Origin of the sequence: Clostridium cochlearium (genome assembly GCF_900187165.1) — a bacterium.
Taxonomy (GTDB): domain Bacteria; phylum Bacillota; class Clostridia; order Clostridiales; family Clostridiaceae; genus Clostridium_G; species Clostridium_G cochlearium.
This window is the reverse complement of record NZ_LT906477.1, coordinates 13620-38241: the sequence shown is the minus strand read 5'-3', so window position 1 is coordinate 38241 and position 24622 is coordinate 13620. Positions and strand designations below refer to the sequence as shown.

The window sequence follows — 24622 nt, the reverse complement described above, 5'->3', positions numbered from 1 at the left end:
TTTCAATATTATTTTATTTCACATTCATATGATTTTTTATCTTTATATCCCATTTTTTTCAATACTTTTCTAACTACATTCTTTCCTATCTCATCTTCAGTCATTTGACAAAGAGCGTCCTCTATATGGCCCCAATTTACCCACTCAACCTCTTCAGATTTATTTATTGCTCCTGATTTATATTCACACATAAAAGTCAACATTATTATTTCTTTAGATTCTAAGTATTCACTTCCTAAATACTTTATATTTTTTACTTCTATTCCTGTTTCCTCTTTAACTTCTCTATATACAGTTTCTTCCACAGTTTCACCATTTGTAACATATCCTGAAACTAAAACCTTTGAGTTCTCAAATATATAGCTTTGTTTTAAAAGTAAGATTTGATCTCCTTTTATCACGGCAACTACAACACATGGCTTAGGTGTATCAAAATACATTATGTTATCTATTGGACAATAAGGTACTCCTCCTTCATCCCAACTGTATTTTTCAATTAATTTGTTTCCACACTTAGGGCAATACTCATATTTCATAATTTATTGTTCTAAAATTAGAACATTCACCTCTCTTTATAATTTATTCTAATATAACTTTAACTTCCTTTTTCAAAGTTATAAAATCTTCATCAATATCACATTCATATGCAAAAATATCTACCCCTACTTCATTTGCAGCTGTTAAAGCTTCTGAAAAATTTCTATCCATTTCTTTATTAGGCATAAAATACTTTACATTATCCATCTGTATTAAAAATAACACCCCTGCACCTATTCCATTATTTTTAACATCTATTAATTCTAAAATATGTTTAGTTCCCCTTTCTGTCGGAGCATCTGGAAACTTTGTTATTCCATTTTCCTCTAAAGTTACACCCTTTACTTCTAAATAATATTCTTCTCCTAAGTTATTAACTAATTTAAAATCAAATCTGCTTTTCCCATATGTTTTTTCTCTTTTTATTATATTATATTTTTTTAATTTTTTTATATTTCCTAATTTAAGTGCTTCCTCAACTACTTTATTTGGCATCTGCGAATCTATGTTTATAAATTTATCATTTTTATATCCACCAATTAAATCATATTTAGTTTTTCTTGTAGGATTATTTTCTTCTCTTAAAATTACAGTTGTGCCTGGTATCAATATTTCCTTACATCTCCCTGTATTAGGAACATGAACCATAATTTCTTCATTATCTAATTTTACATATGCTTGAAATCTATTAGGTCTTCTGATAAATTCAGCTCGTTTAATATTTTTATTTATAATCATATTATCACCATTACCTTAAAATATTCACATATAAATTTGTGATTTACTAACATTATACACATATTCATTTTAACATATAATTTATTATAATAATTAAAATGACCTCTATATAATTAAAATACAATAATTATATAGAGGCTATTTACATTAATTTATTATATGATAGAAGAATTATCTCCATCCCATACTATATCTTTATATTTATCTGGATCTGTATCACCTTCTGTACTTATTAAAAGGATTTTTGAGTCTTTATTTAAACCGAGTTTTTCTCTTAATTCTTTATAACAATCTCTTTCCATAATTAAACTTATAGCTCCAACTCCTACTGCACCTGATTCTCCAGATATTATTTGATTGTCTCCTTTTAATGGACTCGCTAGTATCCTCATTCCACGGGCTGAAACATAATCTGGACAAGATAAATATCCATCTGAATAATCCCTTAATATTTCCCAGCCAATAATATTTGGTTCTCCACATGCTAGTCCTGCCATTATTGTTGGCATATTACCTGTTACTATATGTGGCTTCCCATCATTAATTTTAGCTGATTTATATATACATGCTGCATCATTAGGTTCAACTATAATTGTTATTGGTCTTTCTTCGCCAAACTTTGAAGCTAAATATCCCTGTACAGCTGCTGCAAAAGATCCCACACCAGCTTGTAAAAATACGTGAGTTGGTTTATTTAGTGCAAATTCTTCTAATTGTTCAATAGATTCATGTATTAAAGTACCATAACCTTGCATTATCCACGTTGGAATATCTTCATATCCTTCCCAAGCAGTATCTTGAATAACTACCCATCCATGTTCTTTAGCCATCTTATCAGCAAGTCTCACTGCATCATCATAATTGCCATCTATTATGGTAGCTTCAGCACCCTCTTTTTTTATATTCTCTAATCTAATTGGAGATGAGCCTTTAGGCATGTACACTACTGATTTTTGTCCCAATTTATTTGCAGCCCATGCTATCCCTCTCCCATGATTACCATCAGTTGCTGTAACAAAAGTTATATTACCTAGTTTTTCCTTTACTTTCCTTGTCCTTAATTTTTCAAAAGACATTTCCATTATATCCAAGCCTAGTCTTTCAGCTAAAAACTTCCCTATAGCATAAGCTCCTCCTAATACTTTAAATGCATTTAATCCGAACCTATAAGATTCATCTTTTAAAAATATACTTTCTACTCCTAGATACTTTGCTAAATTATCTAATTTGTGTAAAGGAGTAACTTTATACTCTGGAAAACTTTTGTGAAATTTTCTAACTTTACTTATTAATTCATCAGAAATAAAAGTTATATCAGTTTTTTCTATATACTTATTTCTTGCTTTATCATTTAATATGTATTCTATTAATTTTTCTTGAATCATTTATCATCCCCCCAAAATACATGTTTAATAATTTATATAACAATTATTATCCCTTTATTCTTTAAAGAAATAAATCAAAAATGATTAAAAATATTACTCCCGGCACTCCAAAAAATCCTGCAATTAAAGCTGTTACTGCATTTATGCCTATTTGAATATTAAAAAGACCACCTACTGCATTTACTAATACTAATAATACAGCACCAACAATACCATTTATTATTAATTTAGTTAGAACTGCTAAAGGCCACGCAAATATTTTTACTATTAATACTAGACCTAATATAGCAAGTATAAAATACCCTATATATTCCAAAATTATCCCCCCATTTTGCTAATTCATTTATATTAATTATACAACATTATTTCCTTTTAAAATGTAGTTATAATTTATTTTTATATTTTTACTTTTAGCCTTATTTAAAAAATACATATACTTTGATTTTGCTGCTTGTTCTGAATATATGGCATAATCAATAAGCTCTGGTTCATTTGCAACTTCAAACCACATTCTAGCTGTTTCTATTTCTCGTTCTGCTTCCATAATGCATTTTATTATATCTTTTTCTTCCTTTGAATAATTTTTATCCTTTTTTAACGTTTCTATAAATCCATTATTCATACATAAAAACCTCCTACTTTATATATTTATGCTATTTACATCATTGACATGAAGTAAAAGGTTTATTCATAAAAATTTTATTGTATTTATTTAGTTAAATATATTAAAAATAAAACCCCGGAAGAATCTACAAGATTTCTCTTATAAATACTACCGGGATTTTAATCAAGTTTTATCACTATTAAACAACATATCATTGAAATTTACTATATTTCTTTTCTACCTTCTAAAGCTTTTGCCAGGGTAACTTCATCAGCATATTCTAAATCCCCACCTACTGGTATACCATGAGCTATTCTTGTAACTTTTGCTCCTAAAGGCTTTAAAATTTTAGATATATACATAGCTGTAGCCTCTCCTTCTACATTAGGATTAGTAGCTACAATTACTTCTTTTATTTCTCCATTTATTCTAGAAATAAGTTCTTTAAGCTTTATATCATTAGGACCCCTTCCTGCCATTGGTGAAATTGTACCATGTAACACATGATACATCCCATTATATTCTCTCACCTTTTCCATAGTCATTATATCCTTTGGATACTCTACTACACATATAGTATGTTTATCTCTATTAGGATTACTACATATAGCACAAGGATCCTTATCAGTAAAGTTTCCACATATAGAACAATATTTTATTGTTCCTCTTGCTTTGGTAAGAGCATTCGCAAACTCCTCTACTTCATCTTTAGGCAAGTTTAAAACATACAAAGTTAATCTTTGAGCTGTTTTTTTACCTATACCAGGAAGTTTTGCAAATTCTTCTATAAGTTTTTCTATAGCTATTGGATAAAATTCCAAATCACATCCACCTCAGTTTTGAGTATATTAAAACATTCCTGGTAAGTTCATTCCTCCAGTTAATTTTTTCATTTCATTTGCAGTTTCATTTTCAGCTTTTTTTAAAGCTTCATTGCATGCAGATAATATTAAATCTTCTAGCATTTCTACGTCTTCTGGATCAACTACTTCTGGTTTTATTTTTATATCTACAATTTCTTTTTTCCCATTGGCTATAGCTATTACCGCCTCGCCACCTACACTTGCTTCGAATTTTTTATTTTCTAATTGGCCTTGCATTTCCTCCATTTGTTGTTGGAATTTTTGTGCTTGCTTCATTAAATTATTTATATTTGCACCACCAAAATTAGGTATTCCTCCTCTTGCCATTTAAATATTCCTCCTTATGATTTCTTTTATTGTTTTTATAAGTTTTATATAAGCTATAAACTTATTTTACACTATTCTTCTATTATTTCTACTATATTTTCTCCAAAAGTATTTTTAAGAACTTGTTCTGGATCTTGTTTTATTACCTCATCTTTTTCATCTTCTACTATATATTTTATTCTAACTCTATCTTTTAGTACCTGTGAAAAAATATTTTCTACTATTTGCCTATTATTTTCTTTCTCTAATCTCTGTTTATTAAAAGCATATTCTTTGCTATACATGAGTGTAACTTCTCCATCATTACACTTTATTGGTATAGCCGTCATTAATGATGCATATATTACCATAAGTCTTTTACCCTTAAATGTTTCTAATATATCTTTCCAATATTTCTTAACTATATCTATATTAATTTTGGAATCTGGATTAAATTTATCTACAGGTCTGATTATATTTTGATTTTTTAAATTTTTAGATTGAACATACTCCATTGTATTTATATCATCTTTTTTAAATTCATTTTTATTTTCTGATTTACTTGATACTATACTTTCACATGCTACTTTTATTTCTCCTGATTTCATAGATTCTTCTAGCATATTTAATCTAGATAAAATTATTTCTTTTGAAGTATCGTACTCTATTTTACACATTTTTATAATAGCAAGCTCAAGATATATTCTACTTTGCTTTACCCATTTTGATTGTTCTTCTGCCTCTTGAAGTATCCTAATAAATCTCATTATTTCTTCTACTCTAACTTTTTGACTTTGTTCTTTTAAAAGATTTATATTCTCTTCTGACATATCCAAAACTTCATATGGATTTTGACTCACTTTTATGATTAATAAGTTTCTCATATGTAATATTAAATCTTTTATAATATTATTACTGTCTTTTCCACTAAATATTATCTCTTCTATTATTTTTACACATTGTTCAATATCTTTTTTTATTATACTATCTGTGAGCCTTATTAAATTTTCATTGGTAATAAGTCCCAATATAGATACTACGTCCTCATATTCTACTCTTCCATTACCTGTAGAAATAACTTGATCTAATACTCCTAAAGCATCCCTCATAGCACCATCAGATATTCTAGATATAAGTCTTAAACTATTATCATCAGCAAAAAATCCTTGTTCATTAACTATAAATCTTAGTCTTTGAAATATTTCTTCGCTTTTTATTCTCTTAAAATCGAATCTTTGACATCTAGAAAGTATAGTTATTGGAAGCTTTTGAGGATCTGTTGTAGCCAATATAAATATTACATTAGATGGAGGTTCTTCTAAAGTTTTTAAAAATGCATTAACAGCTCCAGTACTTAACATATGAACCTCATCCATTATGTATACTTTATATTTAGCTTCTCTTGGAGGATAATAAACTTCCTCTATTATACTTCTTATATTATCTACACTATTGTTTGATGCAGCATCCAGTTCCTCTATATCTATTAACATATTTGAATTTATTTTCTTACACATTTCACATTCATTACAAGGTTCCCCATCACGTAAATCAAGACAATTTACAGCCTTTGCAAGAATCTTTGCTGTAGATGTTTTACCAGTTCCTCTAGTTCCACAAAATAAATATGCATGAGCTATTCTTTGATTTTTTATTTGATTTTTCAAAGTTACGGTTATATGTTTTTGTCCAACCACATCTTTAAATGTACTAGGCCTCCATTCTCTATATAAAGCTGTATAGGCCATATAATTCACCTCTTAAATAAGCATTTGTTATAAAAATTGATTTTTTCTTTCATTATATTTATATCCTATATTGATCAATTTTTCTACTATAACTTTTTCATCTAAATCATAAGCAGATACTAAATCCTTTAAATCTTTAAACTCATTACGGAGTTTTGTATTAATTAAACTTAATAATATATTGGGATCCATATTGGTTATGCTATCTTTATCCAATAAAATACACCTCATTTTTAGAAAGTAATATTTATATTAAAAATTTTAATTTTTCAATAATGTAAAAAATCGCACAATAAATTACTTTATTGTGCGTATATACCATCAATTATAAAATTAAAACCGTGCACCTCGCTTCGGCTTATAACATATAGACGTTACCTATATAGTTAACTCAAACCAGGTTTATCCACGGCACACGAAAATTATCACTTACCGCTGCTTCTTTCCAGACCTGACGGGTTTCATGAGTTTCCGTTGCGTGGGACCCAATTCTCAACGCCACTTATATAGGTCAGACCCTACATAATATAGCCTCAATCGAGGAATTCAACCCTGCTATAGCGGATTGCAGGTACAGGGCACCGCTAACTCCCCGTCTAGCACGGCAAAGTCTTAATGGCGGAGAGAGAGGGATTCGAACCCTCGGTAGAGTTGCCCCTACACACGCTTTCCAGGCGTGCTCCTTCAACCTCTCGGACATCTCTCCACAACTTACTCATGAATAACATATTCATTTATCAACACATTCATCATTATACTACATAAATAATATAATTTCAATACATATTTAAAAAAAGTATTTTTTCACTTATTATTATTTATAATAGTAAAATACTCATTTAATAGCTTATCCATATATTGACTTATCTTTAATATTTCCTCATTTTTTTCTAAATCATCTATATCACATGAAATTTCATTTAACATATCTCTAGCATAATCAATTTCTTTTTCTATATCTGTAATCTTATAAACTCCAATATCTTTTTCTTCACAAGAGATTGAATAATTTTTTCCCATTTAAAATCCTCCTTTTTACATGGTGGATATTAAACAATTCTCATATATAGTATATCATTATTGTAATTTTAAGTAAATGTTTTAATTTCTACAAAAAATGTTATTTATAATATAATCAATATTATTTTTTCTTTAAATTCTACATTATTCTACAATAGTCTCTACTATAAATATTCATATTGTTATAATTTAGTCTAATTATTTGGTTTTATAACCTGTACTCGTATTAAAAATCCTTCATAACTTAATATTGATTTTATAAATTCTTTTATATTAATATAACTTTCATTATTTTTAAATACTATTTTATCTGAATCATTTTCTACTATAACATTTCCATAACTTTGTTTTTTATAAAAACTTTTATATTTTACATCTTTATTGTTATTTTTAATATTAAACTTGTCTATGAGTATTTCCTTAGTATCATCATACACTCTATTAAATAACTTATTGCCTTCATTTAATTCATATATTTCATATTTATACCCTCTTATTTTACCTTTGCTTATATCTGCATATTCATAATAAAAATTTTTTTTATTCATATCCTTTTTAAATGATACTATTACACCAAAATAATCTTTAGGTATTTGGTAGCTTTTATATATTGTATCTGATAATATTTTATAATTATTATCTATATATTTCTTATCGAAGCAATCATATTCTACTTTCAATGATAAATTATAATTATTTATATATATCAATAAAGTATCTTTCATTAAAAAGTTATTTTTTTTTTCTTCTTTCATATTCATTTACAGCGCCCCCAATCTTTTAATATATATTTCTACCTCTCTTTATTTATTCCTTTTTAAAACATAAAAACTTACCTTTTTAAAAAGGTAAGTTTTTATTGCTTATTGGCGGAGAGAGAGGGATTTGAACCCTCGATACAGTATTTTACTGTATAATGGTTTTCGAGACCACCACCTTCGACCTCTCGGACATCTCTCCATATTTATCTTCTATTATAAAAAAACTCTTTTAATAATATACTACTTTCTTTATCATATAACCAATTTACTTCTATATTTGTATTTAAATAATCATTTTGTAGTAAATTTATAACACTACCGCAAGCCCCAGAATTTGGATCAAATGTACCAATATATACTTTAGATATTCTAGATCGTACTATAGCGCCTGCACACATAGGACATGGCTCCAAAGTAACATACATATGACACTCATTTAATCTCCAATTATTAATTTTTTTACATGCTTGTTCTATAGCTATAATTTCTGCATGAGCTAATGGATCATTTAATGTTTCCACTAAATTATATCCTCTGCCTATTATTTTATTTCCTTTTACAACTATAGCTCCTATAGGTACCTCATTTACATTTAAAGCTTTTTTAGCCTCTAAAACCGCTTCCTTCATAAAATATTTTATCATATAAATACTCTCTTGTATAAAATAATTTCATAGTATAAAAGTGATTTATAAGCGAACTTTTATAATTTTATTTTAACGCTTAAAATCACTTCTTTAATCTTAATTTTATATTAATATAAATTAATTTGGTGCGCCCGAGAGGAATTGAACCCCTGGCACGTGGTTTAGGAAACCACTGCTCTATCCAACTGAGCTACGAGCGCAAATAACTATATCCTAACATCCTTAAGTGTATTATAATTTATTTTTTTTGTCAATACAGATAAAGTATTATATTATGAATTTTTTACTTTAAACTTATGATTCTATTCCTTTAAGTATATAATCCATAAGACTATCTGCTACTTTATCTATTTTTTCTTTATCTTCATTGATTAGTTCATATATTGATGTAGAACATAACATACCAAATATTGCGTAAGCCATAAAATATGTTTCACCATTTTTTATAGTTCCTTCTTTTACTGCATCTTTTATATATTTCTCTATATCTTTTATATATTTTTCTATCTTTTCTCTTATTTCAAGTTGCCTTATTTCACTTCCCCACAATTGGCTCATTATAACTTTAAAAAAGTCTCTATTTTCATACACTACACTAAGCTGGGCTTTACAGACTTCTTTTAATTTTGAAATAGAATCTCCTTCTTGTTTAGATATATCTTCCAACTTTTCAGATATAATATCCATACCTCCATCAATTATGAACTTAAATATTTCTTCTTTACTTTTAAAATGATAATATAAAGTTCCCTTAGCCACATTAGCTTCCTTTGCTATATCATCCATAGTTGTTCCATTATATCCATTCTGTGAAAAAATTTTTATTGCTGCTTTAAATATAAGTTTTTTGGTTTTATTCATAATTTATCAACTCCGAACTCAATTACTTATAAGTATATTATATACTATTTACTAGTTTATATATTTTAATTATATTGTTGCTAATTAAACTATATAAACTATAATTATATTATCATAATTTATAATATTAGGAGGGAAAAATGATTAAATTTTATAATCGAAAAACTAAATCTTATGAAATAGAAAAAGTTTCTGGTGAAAAATTACTCAATTTATTGTATAATTCAAAAAATAATAAACTTTTAAATATTATCACAAAGAATAAATTTGTTTCTTATTTTTATGGAAAATACTGTGATATGGAAATTAGTAAGTTAAAAATAAAATCTTTTATAGAAAATTTTAATATAAATATAGATGAATCATTAAAATCCATAAATGAGTTTAAATCTTTTAACGAATTTTTTACAAGAAAATTAAAATCAAATTCTAGAACCATACATGGTAATAATAATATTTTAATATCTCCTGCTGATAGTAAAGTTTTAGCCTTTGAAAATATAGATATAAAAAAAATAATTCAAGTTAAGGGTTCCTATTATTCTTTTGAAGAATTATTAAATTCCAATAAATTATGTGAAAAATATAGAGATGGAAGTTGTTTAATATTTAGACTATGTCCTACAGATTATCATAGATTTCACTTTGTAGACAGTGGCATATGTACTAAAACAACTAAGATTAACGGACATTATTATTCTGTAAATCCAATAGCATTACAAAAAATACCTAGTCTTTTTTGTAAAAATAAAAGAGAATGGAGTATTTTAAAATCGGATAACTTTGGAGATATATTATATATAGAGATTGGTGCAACCTGTGTGGGAACTATAGTTCAAACTTATAATCCTAATAAAAAAGTCTCAAAAGGGCAAGAAAAAGGTTATTTTAAGTTTGGTGGTTCTACAATAATATTGTTTTTCGAAAAAAATAAGATATTTATAGATAAAGATATAATAAATCAAAGTAATTTAGGCTATGAAAGCAAAGTTCTAGTAGGTGATAAAATAGGTAAAAAAAAGGATGATTAATTTTATTCATCCTTTTTTAAAATTAATTAATGTTTAAAATTTCCTTTACCTGTGGTTACAATTTTACTATTAACTTTAATATCTATTTCACTATCGCTTACTACTTCATCCCAGTCTACTCCCGTTCTTCTTCCATATTTAGCTGCTGCTATTCTTCCTAATTCTAGCAAATCTATTTTATATTCATCCTGCATCTTACGAATAAAATCTTTACAATGCCTTTCAACAAGTTCATTAAACATTTTTATTACCTTTTCTGAACTATTATTATATGTTGATATTCCTTTACCAAATTGATCATTTTCTATAGTGAGGTCTAAATTTATATTTATTAAAAATTTAAATTTATCTTTTTCCTTCCATACTTTTACCTTTCTATTGCTTAATGCAGATGCACTTATACGTCTATTAAATTTATCTATTAATACTAATTCTCCATTTCCATTTTTACTAGTTAATATATTAAGAATTTTTACTTCTTGCAAATTCAACTTTTTAATCATTTTATAATTTTTAAATAAAGCAAGCCCTGTAACAACTATATCTTCTTCACACATTTCAATATATGGCATTAAAACAGTTCTTCCTTCAGATAACATACGTGTATATATATCTATAATTTTAAACTCATCTTCAAAAAAGTATCCAAATTTTAAGCTCTTCAATATACCTTCTATATAATCTGCAGAGCTTACATATCCTTCTATCTTATGGGCTAATATGTCTGATGATTTTTCTTTACAAACTGCTATATGAGCATATTCATTCATTTTTGTACTATTAAAAATTAATTCTATAACATTATCTATTCCATCTTTAGCCATCTCTTCATTAAATAAAAAAACTTTTTCTAAACCTATAAAAAACTTTTTATCCAATTTCATTTGTCTCTTTGATCGTGTTTCCAACACAGATATTGATTCACCAGTTTTCACCTTACTTGTTATATTCTCATTAATTTGAAACAAATAATAACTTATTGGTATTTTATATACAGGCTCGTTATCTGATTTAATTTTTAAGTCATATCCTACTCCTATTGGTATTGCTAAATTCTCACCATATTCAACTTTAGTTTCTCCATTTATTCCCGCTATTAAAATAATTATAATAAAATATATTATCAAAATCTTATTACTTTTATCTTTTTTTCTCATTTTCATCAACTCTTTTTTATAACTATACTGATTGACGTTATATAAATAATATTATATAAAATGAAAATAGGTTCTAATTTATATGTTAATTCATTTATGTCAGCAATATTCGTAAAAGAAGTAGCTATAAATATTATTATAGGAAAAATTAAAAGGCATATATATTTTCTATTAAATTTTATTAATATACTTTCTAATACAATAGTTCCAAAGAAATAGTAATTGCTTGCGGTTTTTAATATTACATTAATCCATAGAAATATAAATATTGATCTAAAATCTTGTATTAAAGGAACTATAAAAGTTTCTGTAATTGATATAAATGGCCAGTTTAATTTATTTACTACATCTGAACCCAAATAATATAAGCAAGTAAATTGAATCCAAGTATAGCATAATATTATAAATAAAATAGCTATAAATGAGCTTTTTTTAATTTGTTCTTTCTTATTTACATATGGATATATTAAAAAAAATATTTCAAATCCAAAATAAGATGGTAATGCTAAGTAAGCACCTCTTATTAAACTATTAAAATTAGATTTAAATACGGGTTGTATATTTAATATACTTCCTTCTTTAAATACTGTTATTGGAATTAATAATAACAATATAACTATAAAAAAATTATATAAATTTAATCTGGATATTAATTTAAAATCTTTTAAAACTGTATATAATAAAACTATTCCTATAAGTATAATAATTTTACTTTGTGGTAAAAAATAGGATAAATAGTTGCTTAGTATATAACTTACTGTAACTAATAAATTAAAAACATAAAACAATAACGTTATCGAAAAAAAGAAATTTAAAATATTCCCCAATATATTTCCAAAATGCTTTTTACTTAAATATAATATATTATGATTTGGTTCTTTTTTGGATATATGAATACCTAATATTAGTAAATATATAGGATATATTGATGCTATTAATATAGATATCCAACTATCTTCATATGCACAACTTGAAACATCCCTAGGTAACGTTAATACTTTTATTCCCATCATACTACCAACAATTATGGTAAAGAATTCTATGGAGGTTAACAAATCACTTTTCTTTTTCAAACTTAAACCTCCTATATTACTCTTTAGAAGTTTTTTGTCTTATTTTATCCTTAGCAGCAATATCTTTAGGTCTTTTATTTAAATATTGTACAGGTGCTCTTATAAAAATGTCTTTCATATCTGATGGATTCATGGATATATAAGGTATTCCAAAACTATCAAAAGATAATAAATGAACCATTATAACATACCAAAACAGTACAATTCCTAATAAACCAAATAAATTACATATTATCAACATTGGAAATCTTAATAATCTTATACTTATTGTCATTTCATAGTTTGGAATTACAAAAGTACTCACTGCACCTATTCCTACAATTAATAGTGTGTCAGGGCTTACAACTTTAGCTTCTACTGCCATTTGTCCTATTATTATTCCTCCTACTACACTTAATGTCTGACCAATTTTATTAGGAAGTCTTAGTCCACCTTCTCTTAGAACTTCTACAACTAGCTCCATTAAAATTATTTCAAAAAAAGGACTTAATGAAATTCCTATTCTAGATCTTAATATAGGTACTACAAAATTAACTGGTATAATCTCTAAATTATACTTAATAGCACTTAAATATAAAGATGGTAATGTTATTACTATAAAAGCACATACTAATCTAATTATTCTTGAAAAAGAAGCTACTATAAATCTTTCATAATAATCTTCTACTGCTTGAAAGAAATCAATAAATAAAGATGGTGCACTTATTACCTGAGTTGCTCCTTCTAATATAATTGCTATTTTACCTTCTAAAATATTAGATTGTATTACATCAACTCTTTCCGTTATATAAAACTGTGGAAATACGCTATAGGTGTGATTTTCTATTAATTGTCCTAATGTACCTGATGCTGCTATAGAATCTATATCTATAGTAGCTATTCTTTCTTTTATATACTCTACAATATTAGAGTCTGCTATATCTTTTATATAAATAATAGCTATATTTGATTTAGTCCTCTTTCCTACAACAGTTTTCTCTATAATTAAATTTTTATCTTTTATTCTTCGTTTTATTAAACTTATATTGACTTCAAAATTCTCTATAAAAGATTCTCTAGGCCCTCTTATAGAAGATTCATTTTGCGCATCAGATATTTGTCTATACATTCCCCCCTTAGTATCCATAAGTATATAGTCCTTACATTGATTAATTATTAATACAGTTTTCCCATTTTTTATTTGGTTTACAACTTTTCTTACATCTTCTTCTATTTGCGCATCACTTATACATATATATTTTTTACAAAGGTAATCACTTAAATATAATATTTCCGATAAATCTTCCCTTATCTCTATCATTAGAGGATTCAGTATATCTCTATTTATAAGATCAGAATTTACTAAACCATTTATATAAATGATAGCTACATCTATAGGATTTTTTATTCCAATTAGAAATCTTTTTATTATTAATTCACTATTATTATTTAATTCATTTATTATAATGTTTATATTTTCCTCAATGTTATATTTGTTTGACATAAATCTATCACCATATTATTGTTAATACATTTATTTTATCCTAATAGTTATTTTATATTCATTATATAAAAAGGGTTTTCACGAATATTCGTGAAAACCCTTTTATGGTACACCGGAGAGGATTCGAACCCCCGACCAACTGGTTCGTAGCCAGCTACTCTATCCAACTGAGCTACCGGTGCGCATATTATTTATATTTTTTCAAAAAATGCACCTAGTTCACTAGGTGCTATGGCGGAGAAAGAGGGATTTGAACCCTCGCGCCGGTTACCCGACCTACGCCCTTAGCAGGGGCGCCTCTTCGACCTCTTGAGTATTTCTCCAAGCTCTACGTTTAAATCATTATAAAATTGGCGGAAAGAGTGGGATTCGAACCCACGGTACGGTCACCCGTACGCCGGTTTTCAAGACCGGTGCCTTAAACCAACTCGACCATCTTTCCACTTTTGATGACATAAACGATTATATCAGTCTTTAATCATATTGTCAATATAAATTTAAAATTTTTATTTTATTTTAGAGAATTTATCTTATATATTAAGATAAATTCTCTATTTAACTTATATTATTTACTACTTTATTATTTCTTTTCCACCCATATAAGATCTTAACTTTTCCGGTATAACAATACTTCCATCAGCTTGTTGGAAATTTTCTAATATGGCTGCAACTGTTCTACCCACTGCTACTCCAGATCCATTTAATGTGTGTACAAATTTAGGTTTATCTTTTGCATTCTCTCTATATTTTATATTGGCACGTCTTGCTTGGAAATCTTCAAAATTACTACAACTTGATATTTCTACATACCTATTATAACTTGGCATCCAAACTTCTATATCATATTTTAATGCAGCTGTAAAACCTAAATCTCCTTTACATATCCTCACAACTCTATAAGGTATTCCTAATCCTTGTAGCACTTCCTCTGCATCATTTGTTAGTTTTTCTAACTCTTCGTAGGATTGTTCTGGTTTAGTAAATTTAACAAGTTCTACCTTGTTAAACTGATGCTGTCTTACAAGTCCCCTTGTATCTCTGCCTGCTGATCCTGCTTCTGATCTAAAACATGCACTATATGCAACATGTTTGATTGGTAGATCTGAACCATTTAATATTTCATCTCTATATAAATTTGTTACTGGAACCTCTGCTGTAGGTATTAAAAAGTAATCATATTCATCTATTCTAAAAGCATCTTCCTCAAATTTAGGAAGTTGACCTGTTCCTATCATACTCTTTCTATTTACCATATATGGTGGAAAAACTTCTGTATAATTATGTTCATCTATATGAGTATCTAAATAATAATTTATTACCGCTCTTTCTAGTCTAGCACCTAAACCTTTATAAAAAGTAAATCTTGATCCTGTAACTTTAGCAGCTCTTTCAGAGTCTAATATACCTAAATCAACCCCTAAATCCCAATGAGCTTTTGGTTCAAATTCAAATTTTGTAGGTTCACCCCATCTTCTAATTTCAACATTATCTGCATCTGAATCTCCATTAGGAACATTTGGATTTGGTATATTAGGTATTCTCAACATTATATATTCTATATTTCCATCAATTTCTGATAATTTTTCATCTAATTTTTTTATTTTTCCTGCAAGCTCCTTCATTTCAGTCATTATGTCATCTACGTTTTTTCCTTCTTTTTTAAATTGAGGTATTTTCGCTGATTCTTGCTTTCTCTTATTTTTTAATGATTCAACTTCTACTAATATACTTCTTCTTTCCTCATCTAATTGTATTATTTTATCTATAACAGATACATCAAATTCTTCACCTCTATCTGCCAATGCCTTTTTTATTTCTTCTGGATTATTTCTTATTCTTTTTAAATCTAGCATATTATGTGCCCTCCTATATTTTTATATTAAAAAAAGTCCTTCACCCTATAAAAGGGACGAAAGACTCCGCGTTGCCACCCTAATTGATTAATACATAATTAATCCTCTTTGAATATAAGCTTAACGTGCTTAACGTATTGTTTATTATCACAATCCCTCCAAGGTGGATTCACAAAATAAATAGTTTCAGTTTTCACCAACCACTGAATCTCTAATTACTTTTATATTGCTACTAGCCTTTTCATAGGTTTTAATATGAATTTAACTTTTATTATATATTTTAAATTTGCTATTGTCAAATCAATCTTTATACTTTTTAATATTTTTTGTGCATATTATATCTACACCTGTATTTAATAAATTTTTACATACCACATCTCCTATTTTTATAGGAGCACCCACATGGAGCATACTTAATGCCTTAGAACATTCTACCCATAATGATTTATCAATAGGTTTATTGCTTTTTACTGGAACTACATTATAATTATCTGATCCTTTTATTCTGACTATGCTAGTGAAAATATCTTTATTATTTTCTTTCTCCTTTTTTGCCTGCTCTATACCTTTTTCACACTTATTTCCTTTTATATCCATATATTCTTTATTCTCACCATATATATCAATAGATATAGCACATTTATTATTACATTCTTTACATAAAAAGCTTTTAACCATAGTATCACCCTTATCTTAATCAAATTCTTTTATTCTTGCTCCTATTATTACAGAGTTCTTAGAGTCTTTTACTATTTCTGTTACCTTTTTATTTGTTTCTCTTGCAAGTATTTTTATAATTTTATTTAAGCATCCAGATCCTCTACATTCCCCATATGTAGCTCCTGTTCTCCTCTTTATACCTTCAAGAGTTCTAGCTCCTAACGGTCTTCTAATTGCATCTATTATTTCCCCTTCTGATATCTTTTGACACTTACAAATTATATTTCCATATCTTTTATCTACTTTTATTACTTTATCTATTTCTTCATTAGATAAATCCCTAAATCTATAAACTTCTCTTCTCTTATCTATAAAATCTTTTTTTACCATGGAATTTAAATTACTTACAACTGTTTCACATACCATTTTAGCTATAGCTGGAGTCATTGTTACTTCTCCATAATGTTTGCTTAATATTTTTATATATCCTGTATCCACTAAACTTTCATCTATTATAGCACTTTCTTTGTAAAATGGTTCTTGATAAAATATATCTATTTTTTCTTCATCTATATTGGAAACTATATTTTTAACTTTTACTAATGCTTCAGTATAAGATATACATTTTTTAGATTTTAATATTAATATAGTATTTCCCTGTAATGAATGAACTTTAAATAAGTCTTCTTCATTTTTTCCAAGTATAAATAATAAATTATTATGTTTATAATTATTCTCATTATTTAATATAAAATAATTTAAATATCCTTCTGATTTTCTAAGATTTTTAGAATTATCTATATTATAATTTTGTCTTGGTGTGGTATTTATAACCATTTTACAAGTAAATTTATTTTTATTTGTTACTACTCTAAATCCTTTTGTAATTTTTTCTATATCTAATACTTCCTCTTCTAATCTAAACTTAACTCCATTATCAAAAGCAATTTCTCCATAAGCTATTGCTAAATCATAAGGACATATTATACCTGTATTTTTAGAATATAATGCTTTTTTTACTTCCACATTCAAATATGGCTCAAGACCTTTAACATCTTCTTTATTCATTAAATATACATCATCAATTTCCCTATCTTTAGATCTTTTATATACATTTTGCAACTTATTTACATCATTTTCATTTTGAGCTATTAATATAGACGCTCTTCTTTTAAATGGAACATTAATTCTAGGACAAAGTTCATCTAAAATCTTACTTCCCATCATCTCTAATTTAGCAGTTAAAGTATCTTTACTCTCTACACCATCATATACTATAGAAGAATTAAATAATGCAACGTCATCAGCAATATCATAGTCCTTTTCTATTAATGCTATATTTAAACTATACTTGGACAATTCATAGGCTATAGCACATCCTACTATGCCTCCTCCTAATATGAGTACATCGTAATCCACTACTTTCATTCCCTTCGGTAAGTTAATATCAGTAAGTATATTATATAAATTTATTTATATCTGTAATTTTCATAAGTTATGAATATATTTTTTAACTTATCAAGATTTATTGGTTTATTTAAAATATGATCTATATTTTTTATCATATTTTCGTCAAAATCCCCTAACCAACCTGTCATGAGACAAAAGAATATATCTTTATTTATATTTTTAGCTATATTGGATATCTGTATCCCATTTAATCCTGGCATAGAAAAATCACAAATTATTATATCATAATTTCTCTTCTTTATTTCATTTTTTATATTAGAATTATCACAAATTTTAACTTTAGCTTTTGTAATAGATTTTATCATATCTGATATAATTTTTCTTACCTCATATTGGTCATCCACTACTAATACATTTCCTTGAAAATTAACTTTAACATTCTTTTTATTAAAATTAATATCTTTTATATAATCACAAATTGGAAGTTCAATGTAAAATACAGTTCCAAAATCTTCCTTACTTTCTATTTTCATTGTGCCTCCATGATCTTGTATTATTTTATATGAAACACTTAATCCCAATCCTGAACCTTTTTTACCCTTTGTAGTGAAGAAAGGTTCAAAGGCTCTTTTTATAACCTCTCTATTCATTCCTACACCATTATCTCTAAATTCTATTATTACATTGTTCTTCTTTACCTGTGATGTTACTTCTATGTAGCCTTCTTCCGAAATAGCATCTATGGCATTTTTTATTATATTTATAAAGACCTCTCTTATTTCAGTTTCATTTCCTTTAACTTTTGCATTAGAATTTAATTTTGAAATCACATTTATGTTTATACCATTTAAGGCACTTTCTGTAAGCCATTTATTTTTAGTAAGATTTATTGAATCTCTTATTATATTATCTATATTAAAAGTCTCTAACCCATAATTTAAGTTATATTTTTTAGTAAAACGTTTAATTTTATTAGTTATATTCATACCATCATAAGCACATATTTCTATAACCTCTAATTGTTTAATTAGATTCTTATCTTTTTCATTATTATCCTTTAAAAGTTGAATACTTCCAACTATGGGAGTTAAAACATTATTAACATCATGTGCTATTCCTGCCGCCATTTCTCCCATAGCCCTTAATTTTTCACTTTCTATAAATTTATTTTGTAATTCAAAAAATTTATTTTGTTCTTGTATAATACAAAATGCACTTTTACATATTGAATTCAAATGTCTTAATTCCTCTTTTATCATTCTCCTATTATGTCCATATCTTCCTATAGAAATTACACCTTTAGTTAAGTCATAATATTCAACATAAATTGTAATTACAGAATATATATCTAATTCTTGTAATAATATTGTTTTTAATTCTTTATCTTCTATTTTTGTAAAATCTATATATTTACTTGTTTCTTTAACTAATGTATCTTTATTTATAGATTTTTGATATAATATTAAATTTCTATGATTCATAATATAGTACTTGTGTTTTTTAGTAATACCTAAATAACTATCTAATCCTAGTACATTTTCTTTTAATTTATTTTTACTATACATAATACAAAAATCTATATTACATATTTCCTTTAGTTTTTTCATTACTAATTGGGTAAATTCAGCCTTATTATAAGTTTTAGGCATATTAGAAAAAGTACTATTAAAAGAAAGAAGATTTTCATTTTGATATCTTAATTGGGCATTTGAATTCAATAGCCATAAAGTTTTAGATAAATCTTCATTGCCATCAAAATATAGTTCCTTATCTCTGTCTAATACAATAATACTTTCAAACTCCATATATAAATCTTCAAACATATTTAAATTGCAATAATTGTTAACATAAACCAAATTTCTAATTTTTCCCTCATCATTGAAATTTAGTTTTGATATATACATATTAATTTTTTTCATCTTATTAATATATCTAGATAAATTTTTAAAATCCCAAATTATATTGATTTTATTTCTATATTTAATTTCTTCTTCTAATATTTTATAAAATTTATTTAAATCATCTAGTACATTAGATTTACTATAAAATCTAATACTTAAAATATTTTTATTTAAATAATCTTTTATAATATTGTATTTATTATTAAAAACTAATTTTAAATCTGTATACAAAAAATCATCTGTAAATATAAAAGTTTTTTCTCCATTTTTTATAGAATATAAAATAAAATCCCTAATTACTTTTGTATTGTTATTTTTAATAATAAAATCTGTATTTATATATAGTATTTTATTATTTTTATTACAATTCATCATTTTATCATACAAGGATTCCATACTGTACCTCTCATATATATTTTATTTTTTACAAGTATTTTTTAAGTAATATAAGTTTATTTTACCATATATTCCAATATATTTCCTAGTTTTTTAATATATTCCCCATATTTCCCCCATTCACCATTTTTTTGTGCTTCAATAGCCTTATCATATATTATTTTAGCTTCTTTCATAGAATTAATCTTATTATCTTCTATATTTTCTTGTTTACTATCTTCTTGTTTACTAAATAATTTATTTAATGCCTTATCAATAGTTGTATCTAAAACTATTTTATCTCCATATGACATTATAATTCCTTTAACCTCTGGCGCACTATTTTTCCCTTTTGCTCTTAAGTACATAGATTCTACATATAACAATGAATTATTTATTGGTAAAATAATAGTATCTCCAAATTGCACCTTTGCTCCACCTTCACCTATATTCCAAAGTGATAATTCCTTTGAAATAAGAGGATCTTGTTTTATTTTTTGTTTAAAGAAGTACGGACTATATATAGTTTTATGAATAGGAAATCTATACATAACTAAATCACCATAGTTATCTCCAGTCATTCTAGCTGCTAGCATAGATGCCATTGTATTTCTTTGTTTCATATTAAAATATCCTAATAATATCATTTCCTCTAAATTTTCATTTGGAAGTTTCATAAAAACATATGGTGATTCATTTATAGCTTTATCTGTATTCATAGTTTTTTCATCTTGAGATACTTCCCATAGGTCATCTCCGTTTAAAAATGCTATTGTATCAGTCATATGGTATTTTTCAAATACTTTACATTGAATTTTAAAAATATCTTCTGGATATTTTAAATGATCTTTTATCCCTTCTGGAATTTCAGCATAATCTTTAAATAAATTTTTAAATATCTTTGAATAGCTTAATATTATTGGATCCTTCTTATTTGTTATATAAAAATTTATATCTCCATCTATAGCATCAACTATCACTTTTACTGAATTTCTTATATAGTTTATATCTTCATAAGGTTGAGAATACGGGTATTTATTTGAAGTAGTATAAGCATCTATTACCCAATAAAGTCTATTATCATGTATTACTAAATGTGGATCATTATCATAAGTTAAAAAAGGTGCTATCTTCTTTGCTCTATCAACTATATTTCTATTTATTAGTATTCTACTTTCTTTTGTTACATCCCTTGATAGTATAAAATTTAAATCTTTTTTATTTATAGCAAATATTATTTTATTTAATAAATTCATCTTAATACCAGCTTTTCCGTCATATTCGGTTATCTTATTATTTGCACCTTGAGGATAATCAAATTCTTTTAATTTAGTATTTATTATTGCATATTCATCAGTTTTTTCTCCAAAGTAAATTCTTGGATTATCAATTAGAATATCTGTATTATTTACTTGGGGTATATCTTTTATAGAAAAATCAGGTTGTCCTTCTTCTGTTACTGAATTAACCTTGCTCATAGCTATTCCGTAACCATGAGTATATATTAGATGCCTATTTTGCCATGTGTTTGGTTCTATAGCTTTTAAATTAAGTTCTCTTGCTGATATAAATACTTGATTTTCTTCCCCATTTATTTTATATCTATCTATATCTATGTCATTAAAAATATAATAGGGTCTTATGGTTTGATATTGATTATAAAATTCCAGTGCTGGTTCAAATGAATTTATTCTTATATTATCTATAGATTCTTTATTGTTTTTTATATCTTGCATCATTAAATTGTTATTTATATCAAAATTTATCTCTTGTATATTATCTATATCAAAAGCTTTTCTAGTATAATCTATGTTATATCTAACAAAAGGCTCTTCTAGTTTCTTTTCATTTGAGTTAACAACAAAAGTTTGGACTAATTTTGATATTATTCCTTCACTAAATATGAGTATAAAAATTAAAACTAATGAAAAAACTATAGGCTTTATTTTTTTATTTTTAATACTTATAAAAACTACTAATGATCCTATAAAAGAAGTTATTATTATTATTCTATAGATTAATAAACTTATATTTATATCTGTATAGCTAGCTCCAAATATTAAGCCTCTTGGACTATAAACCAAATTTCTAGACTTCATAATATATCCTATAGATAAAAGTAATAACATAATTGCTGATACTATAGCTAATTGTTTACCTGCAAAATCTTTCACATCATTTTTTATACTCTTTACATTTAAAGTTTTTCTAAAATTGATTTCTTTAATCTTATCTTTCAAATTTATAATAAAATACAAAATTAGGGTATAAATTACTAAAAAAATAAGTAATTTTAAAATTAAATTGTAAATAGATTGTAAAAAAGGTAATTTAAAAATATAAAACGAAATATCTTTATTAAATATAGGATCCTTTATATCAAAGTAAACAGAATTATTAAACTGAAGAATTTGATACCAATAGTTATATGAAAAAAAACAAGCAAATAATGATGATATAATACAGTTAAACACAACTATTATTTTTTTTACTCTATTACTCTCTTGCCAATTTATATTTTTTTTTAAACTTAAATAATATAGCCATATACTTAAAAATATAATTATGAATGATACAGAAAACAGTTTTCCAATTGTAAAAAATTTTTTAAAAAATATCTGTGTATAAGATAACTCTTTAAACCATTGAAAATCTATTATAAACGAAGTAAATTTATCTAAAAATAATACTATTAATAGAATTATACTAAATATTAGTACAATAATTTTTTTCTTTTTCACAAATATACCACCTTAATAAATTAACTTTTCAAATAACATTTATTTTATTAAATATCTCTTTTTATCTAATTCATCTATGATGTTATTCATTTGTTCTTTTGTTTCTGTTAATATAGTATGAATATGTAGTCCATTAGTAAGCTTTAAAAGAGGTTCAGCATTATATTCATTAAATTTTTTTACAAACTTATCAACGTCATCTATGGTTTTTATCATCAATATAGCTTTTATTTCTCCATACAATTGATGTTCTACTATAACATCTCTTACTATTCCTCCATACTTAACAATAGTCTTTAGTTCATCTTCTATTTCATCTCTTCTATGTGATAGTACTATTATTTTAGAATTTAAATACTTATCTTTTTTATTCATAATATATCCCTCTGGAGTTGCTATTATATCAATTCCAGCAGCTCTTAAAATAGCTATATCTTTTACTATAATTTGTCTTGTTACTCCTAGTTTATCTGCAAACTCTTGCCCTTTTATTGGTGATTCACTATTTATTAACGCTTCTTTTATATAATCTCTTCTTTGTAAATAGTCCAATATTAAGCTCCCTCCTTATTCAATTTACATCATCACTAGATTGCAATATATCTAATTCTTCATTAGATACACAGCTTTTATTATGATGATTTTTTATAACATCTAAAAAGTCACTATCATATCCTTTATTTTTTAAAATATTAAATCCTATTTCTCCATGATTATAATAGACATTCACCTTTTCTATATTTGATAGATTTTTTAATCTACCTCTAGTTATATAATCTGTTAATACTAATATACTTTTATCCAATATATTTAAACTGCAATTAATTTTACCTATATCATGTAAAAGTCCTATTTTTATTAATTTATTAGTATAAAAAATGTCTTTATTTTTATTTATACATTTGTTTTTTATAGAATATGCTACTCTGACACAATGTTTCTGATCAGATTTTGAAAGCTTTTTAAAAAGTTCTTTTTCATACTTATTTAAATGCTTATCTATAAAAACTTCATCTTCAATTTTCATTTCATCTACTAAATTTAGATAGAATTGTTTTATTCTATAAAACTTCACATAACCTCTCCTATTATTATATTATATATTTAATAATACAATAATATATAATAAAGGACAAATAAAAAAACCATGGTATTAACCATGGTTTTTTTGGTGGAGATAAGGAGATTCGAACTCCTGACCCCCTGCTTGCAAGGCAGGTGCTCTCCCAGCTGAGCTATACCCCCAAATATGGTGGACCTTCAGGGACTCGAACCCCGGACCTACCGGTTATGAGCCGGTTGCTCTAACCAACTGAGCTAAAGATCCATATGTATTATCTGGCAATGTCCTACTCTCCCACAAGGTTGCCCTTGCAGTACCATTGGCGCTTAGAAGCTTAACCATCGTGTTCGGCATGGGAACGGGTGTTACCTTCTAGCTATAATCACCAGATATTCTTTCAAAATT

24 protein-coding genes, 8 tRNA genes, 1 rRNA gene, 1 other RNA gene and 1 other annotated feature are annotated in these 24622 nt (G+C 26.0%); of the genes, 1 reads left to right on the top strand and 33 read right to left on the bottom strand.

Features of this window, described 5'->3' with window-relative positions; all coding sequences use genetic code 11:
• Window positions 1–8: 8 nt before the first annotated feature.
• The 17 genes from CKV72_RS00215 to CKV72_RS00135 all read right to left on the bottom strand — a co-directional run bounded on the left by CKV72_RS00215 (window position 9) and on the right by CKV72_RS00135 (window position 9470).
• Complete coding sequence (locus tag CKV72_RS00215) at window positions 9–536, bottom strand: NAD(+) diphosphatase (RefSeq protein ID WP_095177165.1); 528 nt, start codon at window positions 534–536, stop codon at window positions 9–11.
• A 43-nt stretch (window positions 537–579) separates the two neighbouring features.
• Window positions 580–1275, bottom strand: a complete 696-nt coding sequence (gene sfsA / locus CKV72_RS00210; protein WP_089867106.1) for a DNA/RNA nuclease SfsA — start codon at window positions 1273–1275, stop codon at window positions 580–582.
• Window positions 1276–1430: 155 nt separating this feature from the next.
• Window positions 1431–2660, bottom strand: coding sequence for a diaminopropionate ammonia-lyase (dpaL, locus tag CKV72_RS00205; protein WP_089867109.1), 1230 nt, complete (start codon window positions 2658–2660; stop codon window positions 1431–1433).
• A gap of 61 nt (window positions 2661–2721) precedes the next feature.
• Window positions 2722–2982 (bottom strand): pro-sigmaK processing inhibitor BofA family protein, encoded by a 261-nt coding sequence (locus CKV72_RS00200; RefSeq protein WP_089867117.1) that lies wholly within the window; start codon window positions 2980–2982, stop codon window positions 2722–2724.
• 30 nt (window positions 2983–3012) lie between these two features.
• Entirely contained in the window at window positions 3013–3282 is a 270-nt protein-coding gene (locus tag CKV72_RS00195) for a DUF2508 family protein (protein ID WP_089867119.1), read from the bottom strand.
• 206 nt (window positions 3283–3488) lie between these two features.
• Window positions 3489–4085 carry a recombination mediator RecR gene (gene recR / locus CKV72_RS00190; protein WP_089867120.1) on the bottom strand — a complete coding sequence of 199 codons (597 nt, stop codon included), beginning with the start codon at window positions 4083–4085 and terminating at the stop codon, window positions 3489–3491.
• Between the two features lie 27 nt (window positions 4086–4112).
• On the bottom strand, window positions 4113–4454 hold the full coding sequence (locus CKV72_RS00185) for a YbaB/EbfC family nucleoid-associated protein (RefSeq protein ID WP_089867125.1): 342 nt from the start codon (window positions 4452–4454) through the stop codon (window positions 4113–4115).
• Between the two features lie 71 nt (window positions 4455–4525).
• Complete coding sequence (dnaX, locus tag CKV72_RS00180; protein WP_089867128.1) at window positions 4526–6181, bottom strand: DNA polymerase III subunit gamma/tau; 1656 nt, start codon at window positions 6179–6181, stop codon at window positions 4526–4528.
• Window positions 6182–6208: 27 nt separating this feature from the next.
• Window positions 6209–6397, bottom strand: a complete 189-nt coding sequence (locus CKV72_RS00175) for a DUF4250 domain-containing protein (RefSeq protein WP_238056673.1) — start codon at window positions 6395–6397, stop codon at window positions 6209–6211.
• A gap of 123 nt (window positions 6398–6520) precedes the next feature.
• An RNA gene (gene ffs / locus CKV72_RS00170) (signal recognition particle sRNA large type) lies at window positions 6521–6786 on the bottom strand.
• Between the two features lie 11 nt (window positions 6787–6797).
• A tRNA-Ser gene (locus tag CKV72_RS00165) sits at window positions 6798–6887 on the bottom strand.
• Window positions 6888–6985: 98 nt separating this feature from the next.
• A complete protein-coding gene (locus tag CKV72_RS00160; RefSeq protein ID WP_089867129.1) occupies window positions 6986–7201 on the bottom strand; it encodes a Spo0E family sporulation regulatory protein-aspartic acid phosphatase in 216 nt (71 codons plus the stop codon).
• A 194-nt stretch (window positions 7202–7395) separates the two neighbouring features.
• Window positions 7396–7962, bottom strand: a complete 567-nt coding sequence (locus tag CKV72_RS00155; RefSeq protein ID WP_089867131.1) for a hypothetical protein — start codon at window positions 7960–7962, stop codon at window positions 7396–7398.
• 106 nt (window positions 7963–8068) lie between these two features.
• A tRNA-Ser gene (locus CKV72_RS00150) sits at window positions 8069–8161 on the bottom strand.
• A gap of 4 nt (window positions 8162–8165) precedes the next feature.
• Window positions 8166–8606, bottom strand: coding sequence for a nucleoside deaminase (locus CKV72_RS00145; RefSeq protein ID WP_089867132.1), 441 nt, complete (start codon window positions 8604–8606; stop codon window positions 8166–8168).
• Window positions 8607–8732: 126 nt separating this feature from the next.
• Window positions 8733–8809, bottom strand: a tRNA-Arg gene (locus CKV72_RS00140).
• Between the two features lie 94 nt (window positions 8810–8903).
• Complete coding sequence (locus tag CKV72_RS00135) at window positions 8904–9470, bottom strand: TetR/AcrR family transcriptional regulator (RefSeq protein ID WP_089867162.1); 567 nt, start codon at window positions 9468–9470, stop codon at window positions 8904–8906.
• 140 nt (window positions 9471–9610) lie between these two features.
• Between CKV72_RS00135 and CKV72_RS00130 the strand changes: the two genes are divergently transcribed.
• A complete protein-coding gene (locus tag CKV72_RS00130) occupies window positions 9611–10501 on the top strand; it encodes a phosphatidylserine decarboxylase (protein WP_089867163.1) in 891 nt (296 codons plus the stop codon).
• A 26-nt stretch (window positions 10502–10527) separates the two neighbouring features.
• Here CKV72_RS00130 and CKV72_RS00125 read toward each other — a convergent pair whose 3' ends face one another.
• The 16 genes from CKV72_RS00125 to rrf all read right to left on the bottom strand — a co-directional run bounded on the left by CKV72_RS00125 (window position 10528) and on the right by rrf (window position 24607).
• The gene (locus tag CKV72_RS00125; protein WP_157726512.1) at window positions 10528–11658 is read right to left on the bottom strand and encodes a Ger(x)C family spore germination C-terminal domain-containing protein; all 1131 of its coding nucleotides are present in this window, start codon (window positions 11656–11658) and stop codon (window positions 10528–10530) included.
• Between the two features lie 5 nt (window positions 11659–11663).
• A complete protein-coding gene (locus CKV72_RS00120; protein WP_095177164.1) occupies window positions 11664–12731 on the bottom strand; it encodes a GerAB/ArcD/ProY family transporter in 1068 nt (355 codons plus the stop codon).
• A 16-nt stretch (window positions 12732–12747) separates the two neighbouring features.
• Window positions 12748–14214, bottom strand: a complete 1467-nt coding sequence (locus CKV72_RS00115; RefSeq protein WP_095177163.1) for a spore germination protein — start codon at window positions 14212–14214, stop codon at window positions 12748–12750.
• A 105-nt stretch (window positions 14215–14319) separates the two neighbouring features.
• Window positions 14320–14396 (bottom strand) — tRNA-Arg (locus tag CKV72_RS00110).
• Between the two features lie 50 nt (window positions 14397–14446).
• A tRNA-Ser gene (locus CKV72_RS00105) sits at window positions 14447–14537 on the bottom strand.
• A 28-nt stretch (window positions 14538–14565) separates the two neighbouring features.
• Window positions 14566–14656 (bottom strand) — tRNA-Ser (locus CKV72_RS00100).
• A 130-nt stretch (window positions 14657–14786) separates the two neighbouring features.
• Entirely contained in the window at window positions 14787–16067 is a 1281-nt protein-coding gene (gene serS / locus CKV72_RS00095) for a serine--tRNA ligase (RefSeq protein WP_089867171.1), read from the bottom strand.
• 49 nt (window positions 16068–16116) lie between these two features.
• Window positions 16117–16321, bottom strand: a binding site (T-box leader).
• A gap of 46 nt (window positions 16322–16367) precedes the next feature.
• Window positions 16368–16745, bottom strand: a complete 378-nt coding sequence (locus CKV72_RS00090; RefSeq protein ID WP_089867172.1) for a DUF1667 domain-containing protein — start codon at window positions 16743–16745, stop codon at window positions 16368–16370.
• A 15-nt stretch (window positions 16746–16760) separates the two neighbouring features.
• Entirely contained in the window at window positions 16761–18146 is a 1386-nt protein-coding gene (locus tag CKV72_RS00085) for an NAD(P)/FAD-dependent oxidoreductase (protein WP_168944241.1), read from the bottom strand.
• A 50-nt stretch (window positions 18147–18196) separates the two neighbouring features.
• On the bottom strand, window positions 18197–20434 hold the full coding sequence (locus CKV72_RS00080) for a hybrid sensor histidine kinase/response regulator (protein ID WP_089867174.1): 2238 nt from the start codon (window positions 20432–20434) through the stop codon (window positions 18197–18199).
• 56 nt (window positions 20435–20490) lie between these two features.
• The gene (locus CKV72_RS00075) at window positions 20491–23154 is read right to left on the bottom strand and encodes a UPF0182 family protein (protein WP_089867175.1); all 2664 of its coding nucleotides are present in this window, start codon (window positions 23152–23154) and stop codon (window positions 20491–20493) included.
• Window positions 23155–23193: 39 nt separating this feature from the next.
• Window positions 23194–23706: a transcription repressor NadR gene (locus CKV72_RS00070; RefSeq protein ID WP_089867176.1), complete on the bottom strand. Its 513-nt coding sequence runs from the start codon at window positions 23704–23706 to the stop codon at window positions 23194–23196.
• A 19-nt stretch (window positions 23707–23725) separates the two neighbouring features.
• A complete protein-coding gene (locus CKV72_RS00065) occupies window positions 23726–24229 on the bottom strand; it encodes an HDIG domain-containing metalloprotein (protein ID WP_238021904.1) in 504 nt (167 codons plus the stop codon).
• Between the two features lie 94 nt (window positions 24230–24323).
• Window positions 24324–24399: transfer RNA gene (locus tag CKV72_RS00060), tRNA-Ala, on the bottom strand.
• A 5-nt stretch (window positions 24400–24404) separates the two neighbouring features.
• Window positions 24405–24481: transfer RNA gene (locus CKV72_RS00055), tRNA-Ile, on the bottom strand.
• Window positions 24482–24490: 9 nt separating this feature from the next.
• Window positions 24491–24607, bottom strand: a 5S ribosomal RNA gene (gene rrf, locus CKV72_RS00050).
• Window positions 24608–24622 lie beyond the last annotated feature (15 nt).

Coding starts and splice junctions, on each gene's coding strand:
- CKV72_RS00215 (WP_095177165.1), bottom strand. CDS start 536: ATGAAATATGAGTATTGCCCTAAGTGTGGAAACAAATTAATTGAAAAA.
- sfsA (WP_089867106.1), bottom strand. CDS start 1,275: ATGATTATAAATAAAAATATTAAACGAGCTGAATTTATCAGAAGACCT.
- dpaL (WP_089867109.1), bottom strand. CDS start 2,660: ATGATTCAAGAAAAATTAATAGAATACATATTAAATGATAAAGCAAGA.
- CKV72_RS00195 (WP_089867119.1), bottom strand. CDS start 3,282: ATGAATAATGGATTTATAGAAACGTTAAAAAAGGATAAAAATTATTCA.
- CKV72_RS00185 (WP_089867125.1), bottom strand. CDS start 4,454: ATGGCAAGAGGAGGAATACCTAATTTTGGTGGTGCAAATATAAATAAT.
- dnaX (WP_089867128.1), bottom strand. CDS start 6,181: ATGGCCTATACAGCTTTATATAGAGAATGGAGGCCTAGTACATTTAAA.
- CKV72_RS00160 (WP_089867129.1), bottom strand. CDS start 7,201: ATGGGAAAAAATTATTCAATCTCTTGTGAAGAAAAAGATATTGGAGTT.
- CKV72_RS00155 (WP_089867131.1), bottom strand. CDS start 7,962: ATGAATATGAAAGAAGAAAAAAAAAATAACTTTTTAATGAAAGATACT.
- CKV72_RS00145 (WP_089867132.1), bottom strand. CDS start 8,606: ATGATAAAATATTTTATGAAGGAAGCGGTTTTAGAGGCTAAAAAAGCT.
- CKV72_RS00135 (WP_089867162.1), bottom strand. CDS start 9,470: ATGAATAAAACCAAAAAACTTATATTTAAAGCAGCAATAAAAATTTTT.
- CKV72_RS00130 (WP_089867163.1), top strand. CDS start 9,611: ATGATTAAATTTTATAATCGAAAAACTAAATCTTATGAAATAGAAAAA.
- CKV72_RS00125 (WP_157726512.1), bottom strand. CDS start 11,658: ATGAGAAAAAAAGATAAAAGTAATAAGATTTTGATAATATATTTTATT.
- CKV72_RS00115 (WP_095177163.1), bottom strand. CDS start 14,214: ATGTCAAACAAATATAACATTGAGGAAAATATAAACATTATAATAAAT.
- serS (WP_089867171.1), bottom strand. CDS start 16,067: ATGCTAGATTTAAAAAGAATAAGAAATAATCCAGAAGAAATAAAAAAG.
- CKV72_RS00090 (WP_089867172.1), bottom strand. CDS start 16,745: ATGGTTAAAAGCTTTTTATGTAAAGAATGTAATAATAAATGTGCTATA.
- CKV72_RS00080 (WP_089867174.1), bottom strand. CDS start 20,434: ATGGAATCCTTGTATGATAAAATGATGAATTGTAATAAAAATAATAAA.